Here is a 14,931-nt window from a genome sequence, read left to right as displayed (position 1 = left end):
TAACAACATTCTCATTTAATTGTTGGTTGTTCCATATATTAAGCGGGCTTATACTTACTAAAACAACATATGTTGCTTTAAAATATACCACAAATAAGGAGTTCATATAAGATGAAAACTATTGCAATAATTGGTGCAGGACTCGGGTTAGGTTTATCTATCGCGAAAAAATTCGGGGCGCAAGGGTTTAAGGTAGCTTTAGTTTCTCGTAATACAGAAAAATTGGAAATCATCACAAATGAACTAAAAAGCCTGAATATTGTAGCGCGCTCTTATGTCGCGGATATTACGGATTTGAACGCTTTAAAACAAGCCTTACTGGCTGCTAAAAAAGACTTAGGCAGTATTGATGTACTCGAATTCAGTCCTTATGCAGGATGGAGTAATTTCACAGATATTTTAGAAACAACGCCCGCAAGCGTCTTGGAACAAGTCAACAGCATTGTGCTTCCTGCAGTTCTATCCGTCAATGAAGTATTGCCTGACATGATCAGCAATGGTTCAGGCGCGATTCTATTTACAACGGGCATATCTGCCATGTTCCCTTTGCCCAGTCTTGGGAATGGTGGTATCGTGATGTCCGGCCTTCGAAACTATGCGACTAACCTGCATAATGAACTGAAAGAAAAAGGAGTTTTTGTAGGACACCTTTCAATCGGCACTTTCATACAAGCTGGTACGGCAGGAGATCCAGATATCATCGCAGAAGCTTGGTACAACTTATACGAGAAAAAGCATAGCTTTGAAGAGACATTCCCAAAAGGAATTGATCCAACCAAGCTGTAAAATTATTAAAGCGAGAAGATGACCATGGATGGCCGTCTTCTCGCTTTTTTGTCATTTATAAGCGTCCTCTGTGCAACAACTTCATCCGTAATTACAGCCTGATTGCCTCAGCAATAGGCGTACTGCCAGACACCAGATTAATTGCACGATGATACGTCTGCTGTTCCTCCAGCGCTGCTACCACAGCTGCCGCCACATCTTCACGGGAAATGGTCTGGCTGGTGAGCTCCTCACCGGTAGCAACTTTGCCGGCGCCCACATCATCCGTCAGGCCACCCGGACGAAGAATCGTGTAGTTTAGGTTGCTCGCTTCCAACAGGCGGTCAGCGTAATGCTTCGCCACATAATACGGTTTAATGGATTCGGGCCACTTCTTTCGATTCTCTGCATGTAGGGCGCTGACCATAACGAAGCGTTGGATACCTGCTTGTTCGGCGGCTTCCATTGCCTTGACCGCTCCATCCAAGTCGATAAGCAGCGTTTTATCTGCACCTGTTTTCCCGCCGGAGCCTGCTGTAAATACGACAGCATCGCTGCCTTTTATAGCTGCGGCAATTTCGCCAACCGTCCCTTCGAGGTCAGCTACCACCGTTTCTGCTCCCAAACGTTCAAGCGCTTCGGCCTGATCCGAATTTCGGATCAACGCCTTTACGCGATGCGATTCATTTTGCCCCAATAGACGGACAAGATGTCTGCCTACTTTTCCATTTGCACCAATCACCAGTACGTTCACTCATACCCCTCCTGTATTCGCAGTCTCTCATCTACATTATACAGATGTATTTTACCCTTCGGGTCTGCGACGCAATCATGTTAGCTGCATCAGGTTGAAATCAGACTTCTTTGGTAAGCTCGACATCTCGCTTTTGCCGCACACGCAGACCTGCCAAAAAGGTAGCCATCATCACCTCAATACTCCGGTCCACCTCCACAGGTAAACCAAAGCCGCCCTTTTGTTCAAGCGAGGCGAATCCATGAAGCAGACTACGGAATCCCCTCGCTGCATGAATGCAATCTTCTTCCTTGAAGCCATAACCACTGGACAGGACGGTAATGACCAGCTCGGCCACGCGATCCGCAGCCTGCCTCATTTCGGTATCATTTCGATCTGTTGCATACAGCATCGCTTCATACAAACCGGGTCGCTCCCGAGCATACCGCATATACGCCTTCCCCATAGCGGTCAGCGCATCTTCGCCCGCTCTACCCACCGCTGCGCTCATCAAAGCTTCCTCCAACTGTTCGAGGCTGTGCAATGCCAGTACTTGGCGCAGTCCGTTCAATCCGTTCACGTGGTTATACAAGGAGGGAGGGCGAATGTGGAGTTTTTGAGCCAGCGTGGTGAGCGTGACATCCCCCATCCCTTGTTCATTGGCAATGTCCTCGGCAGCCCGCAGGATATCTTGCAACTTTACTCCGTTTCTAGGCGACATCATCCTGTCTCCTTTCATCGAATTTCTATGTAATCCGGTTCCTTATACCTATACAGAATTGATCCAGATTCTATTTTAACTAATCCTGTTAGTTTATACAAAGAAGATGCCGTTTACAACAGCCGGCCTGCATTGAACCTTTATAGAAGAGCATAGCAGTCATTACTGATATAATAAAAAATAAGATCATAGAACGGACCTGATCCCTTTCTCGATCCCCTACAAAGGAGCTAGCTATATCTATGGAATCCAAGCCACTTCCAGCTATTGAATTCAATCACATTATCAAATATTTCGCCGGGTCTGGACAGCAACGTGCTGTTCTGAACGGGATTACGGCAAAAGTTTCCCCCGGCAAAATCACCACGTTGGTCGGTCCATCGGGGTCTGGTAAAAGCACGTTGCTTTCACTGTGCAACCTCCTAATGACACCGGATGAAGGGGACATCCGTGTCCTCGGCAAACCGATATCGGAGTGGGAGATCCCTGAACTAAGACGGAGAGTAGCATTGGTTTTTCAGGATGCCCCCATGCTTCAGGGAACTGTCCTGTACAATCTCCAAACCGTAGAACGGCTGCACGGTACAGTGCTGGATGATCCTGCCGGCCTGTTGGAACGCGTAGGACTCACCCACGATCTGTTGGAACAAAAGGCGCAGGAACTGTCCGGTGGACAAAGACAGCGCTTGGCCTTGGCGCGGACGCTCGCGAACCGCCCGGATATTTTACTGCTGGATGAGATTACTTCTGCACTGGACCCCGCCTCGGTCAAAGAGGTTGAGGAACTGCTGCTGCAAATGAACAAAGAAGAGGGAACAACGATGATCTGGATTACGCATCATATGGAACAAGCCCGCAGGGTAGGCCACGAGACATGGCTGATGATCGACGGAAGACTGGTAGAACAAGCGGATACGGAGACGTTTTTTAATGCTCCGCAGCATAGTGAGACCCGCAGGTTTGTAGCAGGAGAATGGGTATGACGATTGTTGCCTTGATTCTCTCTCTCGGTTTTGTATTTATCGCCATCGTCATGTCCAAATCCTTCAAACTCGGTCTGGACCGAGACATTATCATCGCCACAATCAGAGCGTCGATTCAACTGCTGGCGATTGGATATGTATTACATTTAATTTTTGGGATGCAAAGCTACGGATTTATCGTATTATTCATTCTGCTCATGATTACCGTAGCCTCACAAAATGTTGCGCGCAAAGGACGATTTATCCCCGGTCTCATGTGGAAGTCATTCCTGACGCTGCTGTGTGTGGAAATCGTTACGCAGGCGTTCCTGATTGGCCTGCATATTATTCCGGCGACAGCCCGATATATGATTCCGATTAGCGGCATGATCATTGGCAGCTCCATGATTTTGTCCAGCCTGCTGGTGTCCCGGCTCAAGTCGGAAGTTCTGCTGCGCAAGCCTGAAATCATGCTCATTCTGGCGCTAGGCGGCACGCCTAGACAAGCCATCTTCCCTATACTCAAGGATTGCATACGTTCCAGTATGATTCCAACCATTGAGGGGCAGAAAACGCTGGGGCTTGTCCAGCTTCCCGGCATGATGACCGGACAAATCATCGCAGGTGCCAATCCGATCGCCGCCGTGCGTTTGCAATTGCTAATCGTATTCACTACCATGACCTCTGCTATTTTGACCAGCGTGCTGCTCAGCTTGTTCATTTATCCGGCATTATTTACCCGCCAGCAACAATTGAACACAGAAGCATGGGAACGCTGATCGAGGCGGATATATCCAGTTATTTACCAGCTTCTATAAAAAAGTAGACATGTTTAATTCCTGACATGAAGGTTAATAGATACACGAACACGCTTTACTAAAATTCGATGAGGAGTGATTGAACATGGCTAACAACAACCAAAATGGCAAACTGAGTCGCGAAGAAGCAGGACGTTTAGGTGGAGAAGCTACTGCTAAAAATCACGACAAAGAATTTTATCAGGAGATTGGCGAAAAAGGTGGCGAAGCCACTTCCAAAAACCATGACAAGGACTTCTACCAGGAAATCGGTGAAAAAGGCGGCGAAGCCACTTCCAAAAACCATGACAAGGACTTCTATCAGGAAATCGGACGCAAGGGCGGTGAAGCCCGTGGCAATTCAGACCAGAGTGATAGCGACGGGAAAATGAGCAGGGAAGAAGCTGGCCGTAAAGGCGGCGAAGCCCGCGCACGTCAGCGTAGGGATAACTGATAATAGGATATGTGGTCGGTGCAATTGTAATGTAGAGGCACAGACTGCGTATAAACACGAAGTATAGTGGACGTTTATGTTATAAAAGCCTATCTGCCGTTGTTTTGGCAGATAGGCTTTTTGTGTGAAAGTTACTTTCGTCAACCGATCATACACCTTACAATATACATAAACAGGTTAATTAACCAATCATACATATTTTATTACAAATGAAAGAATGGATTATGGGAGGTTTGCGCGAATGTTGATTACAAAGAATAAAACGGCTGCAACTATTCTAAGAATTATATTTTTTTCACTGATTTTCAGCTGGATTTATTATTATTCAGGTTATCACTCAGCAGAAACCGCTAAATTAGTTAAAACTACAGATGATTACTTGGTCATACAGAGAGATGCTTCTAACGGAGGTGAATATAAAGAATTATATATTTCCTCAAAGTCTGTGATCCCTCCTCTGGTTATAGGCAAACAATATTATTTCGTATCTGATCAAAGGTACTTTCAACGCCCATATATCCGTTATGTAGAGGAGTAAAATAGAACAAGACAACAAGGACTAACATAGCCCTTAACTAAAGCTTCATGAATAATACAAAAGAGTGCATGCAACTCAAGTCAAATATTCCTGTATTCCGGCTGTTAAGATGGAGTCGAAAGGAGGGAACCCTCGTGTACGAATGGAACGAAATGGTCCAGCTCATGATCGATTGGATTGATAATAATCTTACTTCAGCACCTTCGTTGTTGAGAATGTCCGATCAGTTAGGCTACTCCCCTTACTACTGTACAAAACAGTTTCATTCTCTTACAGGAATGACGTTAAGGGATTATGTGTGGATGCGCCGGATTAGCCGTGCTGCACTGGAACTCCGGGATAGCAATGTCCGCATCCTCGATGTTGCAGTAAAGTATGGGTTTTCTTCACAGGAGGCTTTTACACGGGCATTTGTAAAAGCGTTTGAGGTAACTCCGGCTGTATACCAGAAGGAGCCCCGACCTATCCCGTTGGCCATTCGCGTTGAGGTGTTCTCTCCTTATCATTACCATTTGAAGGAGCGGGATAAGATGGTTAAGGATCATTTGCAAGAAGCTGAAGTCAAAATCGAGCGTATACCAGCACACAAATTTATTGGAATTTGGGATACTTCTTCACGAAACTACGGTGATTTCTGGAGAAACGGTCACAATTGTGATGAAATTTGCGGAACATTGGAAAGCATGTCTCATCTCAAGCTTCCCGAACAATTGGGCCAAACTGCGGGCTGGTTCTATCAGGATGGTCAGAAGGGCTATCTCTATGGAATACCGGTCGCCGCTGACTATGCCGGAGAGATTCCCGCAGGAATGAAGTGCCGGGACATCCCCGAATCAGATTACCTGGTGTTTTTTCACCCGCCCTTTAATTATTTAAAAAACAATGGAGACGTTATGAGAATGGTGGAGGAGAAGGCTTGGAACTTTGACCCTAGCAGCCTGGGGTATGAATGGGATGAGGAAACGAAGCAGGATTATCAGCGACATTTCCCAGAAGGATACGGCTACGCAGTGTTACGTCCAGTGAAAAAAGTGTAGAGAAAAAGAATCCGAAGAAGCCGCTACGATCAGGATGCTGTTCATCGTCTTGCTAAAGTCTATTGAAAAATAATAACAGTCTATTACTAACGGGTCCCATTTTGAGGTGCAATACACATCGAATTGACATTGTGGACACAATACGATGTAAATATAGAATAAACCGATCACTGAATCATACAGTTGTCGGTTTATTCTTGATCAGTATTTTTATTTTGTAAGTAACTATCAATGATTTTAACCCAATCCGGTAACAACGCCACATGGTGTTTTATCGTTTCACTATCTGATTCCAATACAATCACGCCATCTGAGCTGCTGACGGCTCACTCATGATAAAATATCCTGTTCTTTAATTCGTTCGACTTGACCATTACTGTACTCTTTAACAAATTGACCATCCGGCGTTTTGTAGACAATATATGTGCCATTTGCTTTAGCGTCCAGTTTTGCTCTATCTCCAGTTAGTTTGATTAGCTTGCCTAGATCGTGTGTACGATTCATTCAGTCATCACCATCCCATACAATTCATATATCGAGAGTATATCACAAATCGAAAAGTCTGAAAGAATCCAGCGTCACTCAAAACCACACGAATACCGTACGTCTGAAAATCGTGACAAGTAAATAGGATCGAAATATCGTTCTTTTTAATACATTTTAATAAATAAATTTGGAATAAATGCTACTTCCAGCTTTTTGATTCGTCTATAACAACAAATACACTTGCGGAGGTATAGGCAATGAAATCTTTTCGTTTTTGGCTGGTCCTACTCTCATGTCTAGTTATTACTGTAAATATTACGGGGTATGACGACTACAATATACTATTAGCTATTATTAGTCCGTTGGTTTGGATGTATGAATCATTTCGATTTGTGCGAGAGGCAGACATCCCCATAGCCATTGTTTACTTCACTACCCTAGTTTTCTGGTATCTTATTGGATACGCCTTGGACCGTTTGATTAGAAAATTGAAAAATTAAAATCACTTGAAATTATCTTCCAAAATATTATCTACCTTCTCAGGCTCGTACTCGACCGTTCTGTAGTCAGGAGATGAAGGAATCATATTGATCACAACATTTCTCATTTGTAGCTTGTACTTTCCTTCCTCAAAAGCAAGAACATGCTTAATGGAAGGTAACTCCATATCCTCATACTTCGTTATCGACGAAACAACAATCTTGGAAGGGTTAGAATCATCCACAGACACGATACGATAATCAATCGGTGTTCCCTGAGCTTTTAGAAAGTTAAGCCGTGCCTGTTCTGTTTTAAAACGATAATCATCAGACAGTGAAAGCATCTTATCGTAATCGCGACTCATAGAAGCGTTCATATATTCTGAAAATGTCGAGACAGCAGCCTCTTTGGGCTTATCAGGAAGCTTATAAGTTTCCTTATCCCCTCCAAAACCTGTAGCAATTACAGTCAAAATCCCTCCGAGGACAACCAAGCAAGCCAACTTATTACGCGATACAAGCCTCAATAAATAAAACCCCTTTGTTGTAAATTTTACCACCTATTTTCAACGTATCTCAACTTAAAAAGCCACTGTAAAACGCAGTATAACTTTTTGTAAAACCCCATTCATTTAAATCCAAAGCCATTCTTTTAATATAATTTTATTTTAACGTTAATACTCACTGAACACCTTTGTTACCTTATGTAATGTCGCCTTCCCATCCTGTAAACTAAGTTCCATCAAGCGATAACCGCTGGATCATAGAGAGGATGAGATATTTATGAGTTTGGATAATAGAGTTTTTGCGATACAAGCTGATCTGGACGGACGTGTAAATGCAGTTATAGATCAAACCCTTAACGAGAAGCGCCTGGTCGGCGCAGTCGTCATGATATATATGGATGGTTCACCCGTGTATGTCCGAGCGGCGGGGCTGGCTGATCGAGAAGAACAACGTCTTATGCATGAGGATGCTTTATTTCGGCTTTCTTCTGTATCCAAACCGATTGTATCAACTGCGGCTTTGGTTTTGGCAGCCCAAGGATTGATTAAGCTCGATGAATCTATTGAACGCTGGTTGCCCGACTTTCGCCCCCGATTAATCAGTGGTGAGCAACCCTCCATTACAGTACGCCAATTGCTGACACATACTGCCGGGTTGACCTATGGCTTTTTAGAGGAAGAAGGCGGCGGTCCCTATCATCGTGCAGGCGTATCAGATGGCATGGATTTTTCAAATCTTACGCTGGAAGAGAACTTGCAACGTTTGGCTTCTGTGCCTCTGTTATATGCACCGGGTAAAGCATGGGGATATTCGATTGCTACTGATGTGCTAGGCGCGATCATTAGCCGTGTATGTGGCACAACCCTTGATGCAGCTGTTAAAAAGCTCGTTACAGAACCTCTCGGTATGCACGACACCAGTTTCACGGTCGCGGATGCTGGACGGATTGCGGCTCCTTATGTCAACGATATATCAGAACCCCGGCGGATGCGCGAGCTTGAGGTTGCGCAGGTTTTTGAAGGCACCGCAGGACTTCGTTTTCAGCCTGCACGAGCCTTTGATTCCACGGCTTTCCACTCTGGTGGCTCGGGTATGATTGGCAGCGCAAAAGATTTCATGCGGCTGCTGGAAACACTGCGAAACGGCGGCAATCCGTTACTTTCAGAGGAATGGGTCCGTGAAATGGGCACCATCCAGACCGGGAACCTTCCCTTGGCAGGCTGGCCGGGGCGGGGCTTTGGACTAGGATTCACCGTACTCCAAAATCCCGACGAAAGTGGAACAGCAGAATCACCCGGAACGTGGCGGCTCGGAGGAGCTTACGGCCATTCGTGGTTCGTTGATCCCACACTAAGACTTAGTGTGGTCGCCTTTACCAATACAGCATTCGAAGGGATGTCAGGTCCGTTTACAACTGAGCTTTGCCAAGCCATTTACGGTAGCTCAAATAGGGTCTAATAAAGTGGGGGTTACATGTTTATGGTCTACAGGCGAGGACAGGACAATTAACGTGGTAGAGTGCCCGTGCTTTCCACACTCATCCCCGAACTGCTCCAGCTTGAGCATAGACTCAACCATGACTTTCAGTAAGTAATTTTGCTCACCGCTGATTCTATGGCATTCAATGACTTCGGGTGCAGATTGGCAAAACTCAACAAATGAATTGCATTGATTCGTATGCACGAGCACGTGAGCCATGATCGGCTTTCCAACTTTCTCATGTGAAACTATGGCACGATACCCGGCGATAATACCTTTATCCTCCATGCGCCGCACTCTTTCCGTTACGGCAGGCTGGGAAAGCCCAACCTCCTTACCCAGCTCGGTCATGGAGATACGCGCCTGGTTTTGTAGACACAACAAAATTTTATGATCCACTTGATCCATCAAATCCATCTCCTTAAGTCCAAGGTAATATTACAAAAACACAATTATTATTATGTATTATTCCGAATATTGCCTTATTATTTTATGATTTAATGAAATATTAGCACGCAAAATCAAGGACGTAAAGCAGGAAGAAGTGGAGAAGGAATGAAACTAATGAAATATAGTAAGCCCCTGCTTTTCATTGCGCTTGGCCTATTTGGTGTATACACGATCGAGTTCGGTGTGGTTGGCATTTTGCCAGTCATCATTGAACGTTTTCATATTACGGCAGCTCAGGCCGGGTTTCTTGTCAGTTCATTTGCATTGATCATCGCGCTATTCGGTCCCTTCATGGTGCTATGGATGTCCAGATTTAACCGCAAGCGAATCATGACAATGTCGTTGTTTGTTTTTGCCATAACAAGCTTGCTGTCAGCCTATACATCCAACTTTTATCTACTAGTCATTTTACGTATCATTCCGGCTCTGTTTCACCCGGTGTATTTCTCGCTTGCCTTTGTCGCTGCCACTGCGTTGTATCCCCCGGAAAAAGCAACGCAAGCTTCCGCCAAAGCCTTCCTCGGCACGAGCATGGGAATGGTACTCGGTATTCCAATTACAGCCTATATCGCCAATCAATTTTCATATGAGGCCTCCTTCTGGTTTACTGCGGTAGCGAATGGGATTGCAGGGATCGGTATTTTATTTATGCTGCCGGATACACGACAAGCCGAAATGTCCTCCTATCGGAAGCAGCTTGGCATTTTGCGTAAGGTATCGCTGTGGCTCAATATCGGGGCGGCTACTTTTATTTTTGCAGCCATGTTCTCGGTGTATAGCTATTCTGCCGAATATTTGGGGCAAAATACAGGGATGAGCAGCAATGTTATCAGCTTTCTGCTTATTATTTTCGGCATCGGCGGAATGCTCGGCAATCTGTTGGCTGGCAAGCTCATGGGCTTGCATAAGGTACGCACCGCTCTTTTTCATCCAGTAGCCTTGGGAGGCACCTATTTGCTGTTGTACGGGATCAGTTCCTCATTTATCCCTACGCTCTTCATCATTATCGTGTGGGGGGCCGTTCATACCAGCGGACTGATTGTCGCCCAGATTTGGGTGATTGATGAGGCCAAAGAAGCTCCCGCGTTTGCCAACAGTCTTTATATCTCGTTTATTAACCTAGGGGTCTCACTGGGCTCACTGGCAGGGGGGTGGTTTATTGCCAGAGCGGGGATCCATGGGACGCTGTGGAGCGGTTTGCTGTTCGCCATGCTGGCGATGGTATGCATCGGGTCTAAAGTGATTTATCCACGTATTTTGCGAAAATATAAAGGGTTAGATGTGCAAAGCTAAAGAGTTGCAAGAGGCAAACCTGTTATCATAAAAAACCGGTTCAACACTTTGTATGGTGTTGAACCGGTTTTTGTTTAAAAATTGATTCCTGCCTGTCGGATTGGATCAGAATGAAACACACACTTCGTTGCGAATTAGATCAGCGTATAACCGCCATCCGGGAACAGCACGCTTCCGGTGGTAAACTTGTTCGTCATCAGATACAACACAGTATGTGCGATTTCCTCATTATACCCCACTCGACGGAGCAAGGTTACTTCCTTGTATTCCTCAAAAGCCTGCGCCCGCTGCTCACCCTCAGGGCCGTCTCTCCAAATTGTGCCGGGGGATACGACATTAACCCGTACGGGGGCCAATTCTACTGCCAACGCCTTGCCCAAGCTTTCAATCGCGCCGTTAGCCGCTCCATATGTAGCACCAAATCCCATCGGTCGTTGACTGAAGGCCCCGGACATAAGGACGATCGAGCCGTCCTTGGAGATATGCGGTACCGCATGCTTGGCAGCAAAATATTGCGGCCAGAATTTCCCTTCGAACGGGGTTTTAGCCTTTTCCGTATCTATCGTGATCGGACCACGCGTGTAGCTGGCACCCGGTGTAAACAGATGGTCGAATGCTCCAACTTTTTCAAAAAACGCTTGAACCTCTTCCTCTATCTGATTATTCAGTTGGAAGGTTTCCACCGATTCGGCAGGGATGACCTTCTTCGCCTGCTCCAGTTTTTCTGCGGAACGCCCAGCGATCACAATGCTTGCCCCTTGCTTTGCTGCTTCTATGGCTGTTGCCAGCCCTATACCTGCACTGCCGCCAATCACGACGACACGTTGATTATGTAAATTCATATTATTCTCAGCTCCTTTATAAGGATTATATCATAACTATTTTAAAGACATACTTATTTTTATTCGAATAGGCTTTCCTGCACCGTGCTTTTGCGATAGGATGTCGGCGATTGGCCCGACCAGCGCTTGAACTGTCTGCTAAAATGCGCAATATCCCCATAGCCGAGCATATCGGCAATTTGTTGCACCGACCATTGCGGATCAGCCAACAGCAACTTGGCCTCATGCAGCACAAGCCCGGATAGATATACACGGGGAGATACGCCGAAAACGCTACGGAATACACGATTACAATGGGACACGCTAATACCTAGCTCGGATGAAATCCCCTCGATCCCATCCTGCTTTTCCACCGAGCCGGCCTGTCCATAAGGCTGATTCACTCTGCCCTGAAGACGACTGGCAATCTGATGGGCAAGCTCTGCCTGCACATATCCACGCCCCGGCAGATGGGCCGCTTCACTGGATACAGCCTCCCATAACGTTGCGAACAGTTCAAACACAGCAGATTGAATCCGCATTCGCTTTGCCACCGAATCACTACCTACTCCTATGTCTTCCGGCGCTGAAAGATCGAGCAACTTGCCCAGCGCTGGTCCCATCTGCCCTGCCACTGTTCCTTCAGCTGGAAACAGCACCTGCTCCAGACGACTCAGGAGCGAGAGAAACAGCTTATCATCAATGTCGAAATGCATACAAAAATACGTAAATCCCTCTCCGTTACTATGGCTGGAGTGGACAATCCCCGGTCGCAGCAGCACCAGATCACCCTGTCGCTGGGTATAGCTGCGACCATCTACAACCATGATCTGTTCTCCCGCAAGCACGATGTTAATCTCATATTGAGGATGCTCGTGTAGCGGATAGCTCCACTCTCTTCCGACACTTCGTGTATGAATAGCAAACAAATTGACTGTGGTTCGCACATCGGGAAAAAAGAATTCCTCTCCGGCAACTGTAAGGTCTGGATGATGGGGGCTCTTCGGTAAACGTGGTGTCGACATGTTTTCCCTCCTGGCTTATATCGATATACTCAGTATATCGCTTTTAGCGCGATTTGGATAAATAGTTGAGCGATTTGACAATGGTTCCCCACCACATGACATGCTAGGCTCTAAGTGAAGTTAGTCAAAGTTAAACTTTATCATGAAAGGGGTTTCATTATATGTCTAAAAATATATTTTATAACACACAGCATGCACCTATCGGGTCTTTTTCCAGCTTTACGCTTGGGTTTAAGGGCAATCGCGGCGGACTTGGTTTGGAGCTGGGCAAGCCTGCCGATGAAAATGTATATATCGGGCTGCAATCCAGAGATGGCGGAGTATACGAGGCGCTTCCCTTTTTTACATCCACACAGGATGAAAGTGCCCGCTACGACGTGGAGAAAAAGGGTAAACGAACGGAACCGCTGCTTATGGCCTTTGCCGATTCAGACATTACCCGTGAGCTAAAAGCAGGAACGGATACATGGCAGGCTGGCGATTTGACGTTCCGGCTGTACTCTCCTGTTCGCCCAGTGCCCGAGCCGGGAACCGCGGGTATGGATGAGCTGCGGGCAGCGTTGGTCCCGGCGGTATTCGCCGAGCTAACCGTCGATAACACACTGGGGACTGCAGCGCGAAGAGCTTTTTTCGGATATCAGGGCAGTGATCCGTATAGCGGCATACGCATTATAGGAGAAGATCCGCGCAGGGACGCTACTGATTCTACCCAATTAGAAGAAAGACTTACAGGCATCGGCCAAGGACGCAGCACAGCCATTGTGACCAACAGCAGTGAAGCGGTACCTGCCAGCGGATTTGCAATGGAGAAGCTGCTTGGGGAGACCATGGCCGAGAATTTATCCTTTGGCCTGGGCGCGACGGGTGCGCTTCTGATAGACGTTCCCGCAGGTGAGAAGCGCACATATGCCTTCGCCATATGCTTCTATCGTGGCGGCATTGTGACAACAGGCATCGAAGCGTCGTATTACTATACCCAGCTGTTCAAGGATATTGAAGACGTGGGAAGCTATGCGTTGAAGCATTTTTCAGACCTGACCGCAGCCTGTGTTCAGGCTAATCGCTGGATGGAGTCGGCCGACCTGAGCCCGGATCAGGAATTTATGCTCGCTCAGGCAATCCACAGCTACTATGGCAGTACCCAACTGCTTATTCACCAAGCGGACGGAGAACCGATCTGGGTTGTGAACGAAGGCGAGTATCGGATGATGAATACACTCGATTTGACGGCAGATCAGCTCTACTATGAATTGATTTTAAATCCATGGACGGTACGCAACGAGCTGGAGTGGTTTGTCCAAAGGTACAGCTATCGGGATGAGGTACGCTTTCCGGGAGAGGAACAGACCTATACCGGTGGTATCACGTTTACGCATGATATGGGCGTGGCAAACGTGTTCTCCCGGCAGGGGTACTCCTGTTATGAGCTGGCTGGGATTGACGACTGCTTCTCTTACATGAGCCATGAGGAACTGGTGAACTGGCTTTGCTGCGCCACGGTATATATCGAGCAGACACAGGATCAGTCATTTACGACACGTATGCTGCCTGTCTTGTGTGACTGCTTCGAAAGCATGCTGCGGCGGGATCACCCCGACCCGGCACAACGAAACGGATTGATGGGCTTGGACAGCTCTAGAACCCGGGGAGGCGCGGAAATTACGACCTACGACAGTCTGGACGTATCTCTGGGTCAGTCTCGCAACAACATTTATCTAGGCAGCAAATGCTGGGCAGTATATGTTGCACTGGAAAAGATATTTGCCTCAAAAGGGCTTAACTCCCTCTCACAGGAGGCTGGCTTACAGGCGGACAAATGCGCAGCAGCGATCACAGCACATATGACAGACAAAGGTTATATTCCTGCAGTTATTAAGGAAGGTAATGATTCGCAGATTATTCCTGCCATTGAGGGGCTGATCTTCCCTTATTTTACAGGATGTGAGGCTGCGCTTAAGCCTGATGGACGGTTCGGTGGATATATCCAAGCACTGCGGTGTCATTTGGAAACTGTACTGGTACCGGGAGTTTGTCTGTTTGAAGACGGAGGCTGGAAGCTGTCCTCGACCAGTAACAACTCCTGGCTGAGCAAAATCTATCTGTCACAGTTTATTGCCCGCGAGCTGCTGGAGCTGCCTTGGGAAGAAGCTGGGCAGGCCGCAGATGCTGCCCATGCCTCATGGCTCCTTCACCCTGAAGAATCCTATTGGTGCTGGAGCGATCAGATACTCTCCGGTATTGCTCACGGCAGTAAATATTATCCGCGCGGAGTTACCGCTATTTTGTGGCTGTATGAAGGCAAGGGCAACCGTCTGACTCTCCCTCAGCATATGAGTCAGGATCAGGAACAGCATGTCTGAGGATCATCTTCACCTGCCCAAAAG

General features: G+C 46.8%; 16 protein-coding genes. 9 read left to right on the top strand and 7 right to left on the bottom strand.

Going from position 1 to position 14,931, the window contains the following annotated elements; all coding sequences use genetic code 11:
• Positions 1-111 precede the first annotated feature (111 nt).
• Complete coding sequence (locus NSS66_RS11245) at positions 112-786, top strand: SDR family NAD(P)-dependent oxidoreductase (RefSeq protein WP_023990923.1); 675 nt, start codon at positions 112-114, stop codon at positions 784-786.
• Positions 787-877: 91 nt separating this feature from the next.
• Here the strand turns inward: NSS66_RS11245 and NSS66_RS11240 are convergent, their stop codons facing one another.
• Both NSS66_RS11240 and NSS66_RS11235 read right to left on the bottom strand, forming a co-directional pair.
• A complete protein-coding gene (locus NSS66_RS11240) occupies positions 878-1,519 on the bottom strand; it encodes an SDR family oxidoreductase (RefSeq protein ID WP_023990924.1) in 642 nt (213 codons plus the stop codon).
• A 100-nt stretch (positions 1,520-1,619) separates the two neighbouring features.
• Complete coding sequence (locus NSS66_RS11235) at positions 1,620-2,219, bottom strand: TetR/AcrR family transcriptional regulator (protein WP_053326378.1); 600 nt, start codon at positions 2,217-2,219, stop codon at positions 1,620-1,622.
• A gap of 242 nt (positions 2,220-2,461) precedes the next feature.
• On the opposite strand from NSS66_RS11235, the gene NSS66_RS11230 reads away from it, so the two are divergent.
• The 5 genes from NSS66_RS11230 to NSS66_RS11210 all read left to right on the top strand — a co-directional run bounded on the left by NSS66_RS11230 (position 2,462) and on the right by NSS66_RS11210 (position 6,007).
• On the top strand, positions 2,462-3,202 hold the full coding sequence (locus tag NSS66_RS11230; RefSeq protein ID WP_023990926.1) for an ABC transporter ATP-binding protein: 741 nt from the start codon (positions 2,462-2,464) through the stop codon (positions 3,200-3,202).
• Positions 3,199-3,960: an ABC transporter permease gene (locus tag NSS66_RS11225; RefSeq protein WP_023990927.1), complete on the top strand. Its 762-nt coding sequence runs from the start codon at positions 3,199-3,201 to the stop codon at positions 3,958-3,960. The genes NSS66_RS11230 and NSS66_RS11225 overlap by 4 nt, the downstream gene beginning before the upstream one ends.
• Before the next feature lie 124 nt (positions 3,961-4,084).
• Positions 4,085-4,432, top strand: a complete 348-nt coding sequence (locus NSS66_RS11220) for a general stress protein (RefSeq protein WP_340958949.1) — start codon at positions 4,085-4,087, stop codon at positions 4,430-4,432.
• 241 nt (positions 4,433-4,673) lie between these two features.
• Positions 4,674-4,970 carry a hypothetical protein gene (locus tag NSS66_RS11215; protein WP_028540844.1) on the top strand — a complete coding sequence of 99 codons (297 nt, stop codon included), beginning with the start codon at positions 4,674-4,676 and terminating at the stop codon, positions 4,968-4,970.
• A 134-nt stretch (positions 4,971-5,104) separates the two neighbouring features.
• Positions 5,105-6,007 (top strand): AraC family transcriptional regulator, encoded by a 903-nt coding sequence (locus tag NSS66_RS11210; protein ID WP_023990930.1) that lies wholly within the window; start codon positions 5,105-5,107, stop codon positions 6,005-6,007.
• A gap of 330 nt (positions 6,008-6,337) precedes the next feature.
• On the opposite strand, the gene NSS66_RS11205 is transcribed toward NSS66_RS11210, so the two are convergent.
• Together NSS66_RS11205 and NSS66_RS11200 are read right to left on the bottom strand one after the other, a co-directional pair.
• Positions 6,338-6,511, bottom strand: coding sequence for a hypothetical protein (locus NSS66_RS11205; protein ID WP_023990932.1), 174 nt, complete (start codon positions 6,509-6,511; stop codon positions 6,338-6,340).
• A gap of 484 nt (positions 6,512-6,995) precedes the next feature.
• Positions 6,996-7,499 (bottom strand): hypothetical protein, encoded by a 504-nt coding sequence (locus NSS66_RS11200; RefSeq protein ID WP_340958948.1) that lies wholly within the window; start codon positions 7,497-7,499, stop codon positions 6,996-6,998.
• A 256-nt stretch (positions 7,500-7,755) separates the two neighbouring features.
• On the opposite strand from NSS66_RS11200, the gene NSS66_RS11195 reads away from it, so the two are divergent.
• Positions 7,756-8,937, top strand: coding sequence for a serine hydrolase domain-containing protein (locus NSS66_RS11195; protein WP_340958946.1), 1,182 nt, complete (start codon positions 7,756-7,758; stop codon positions 8,935-8,937).
• Here NSS66_RS11195 and NSS66_RS11190 read toward each other — a convergent pair.
• Positions 8,923-9,366, bottom strand: coding sequence for an Lrp/AsnC family transcriptional regulator (locus tag NSS66_RS11190; protein ID WP_028540848.1), 444 nt, complete (start codon positions 9,364-9,366; stop codon positions 8,923-8,925). The two genes, NSS66_RS11195 and NSS66_RS11190, sit on opposite strands and share 15 nt — an antisense overlap.
• Before the next feature lie 156 nt (positions 9,367-9,522).
• On the opposite strand from NSS66_RS11190, the gene NSS66_RS11185 reads away from it, so the two are divergent.
• A complete protein-coding gene (locus tag NSS66_RS11185) occupies positions 9,523-10,701 on the top strand; it encodes an MFS transporter (protein WP_049828354.1) in 1,179 nt (392 codons plus the stop codon).
• Positions 10,702-10,835: 134 nt separating this feature from the next.
• Here NSS66_RS11185 and NSS66_RS11180 read toward each other — a convergent pair whose 3' ends face one another.
• Both NSS66_RS11180 and NSS66_RS11175 read right to left on the bottom strand, forming a co-directional pair.
• Positions 10,836-11,543, bottom strand: coding sequence for an SDR family oxidoreductase (locus NSS66_RS11180; protein WP_023990938.1), 708 nt, complete (start codon positions 11,541-11,543; stop codon positions 10,836-10,838).
• Between the two features lie 59 nt (positions 11,544-11,602).
• Complete coding sequence (locus NSS66_RS11175; protein ID WP_028540849.1) at positions 11,603-12,547, bottom strand: helix-turn-helix domain-containing protein; 945 nt, start codon at positions 12,545-12,547, stop codon at positions 11,603-11,605.
• A gap of 161 nt (positions 12,548-12,708) precedes the next feature.
• Here NSS66_RS11175 and NSS66_RS11170 point away from each other — a divergent pair, with 161 nt between their 5' ends.
• On the top strand, positions 12,709-14,907 hold the full coding sequence (locus tag NSS66_RS11170; RefSeq protein WP_340958945.1) for a glycoside hydrolase family 52 protein: 2,199 nt from the start codon (positions 12,709-12,711) through the stop codon (positions 14,905-14,907).
• Positions 14,908-14,931 lie beyond the last annotated feature (24 nt).

It is taken from the genome of Paenibacillus sp. FSL R10-2748 (genome assembly GCF_038005565.1).
Classification (GTDB): domain Bacteria; phylum Bacillota; class Bacilli; order Paenibacillales; family Paenibacillaceae; genus Paenibacillus; species Paenibacillus polymyxa_B.
This window is presented reverse-complemented; position numbering and strand designations above follow the sequence as displayed.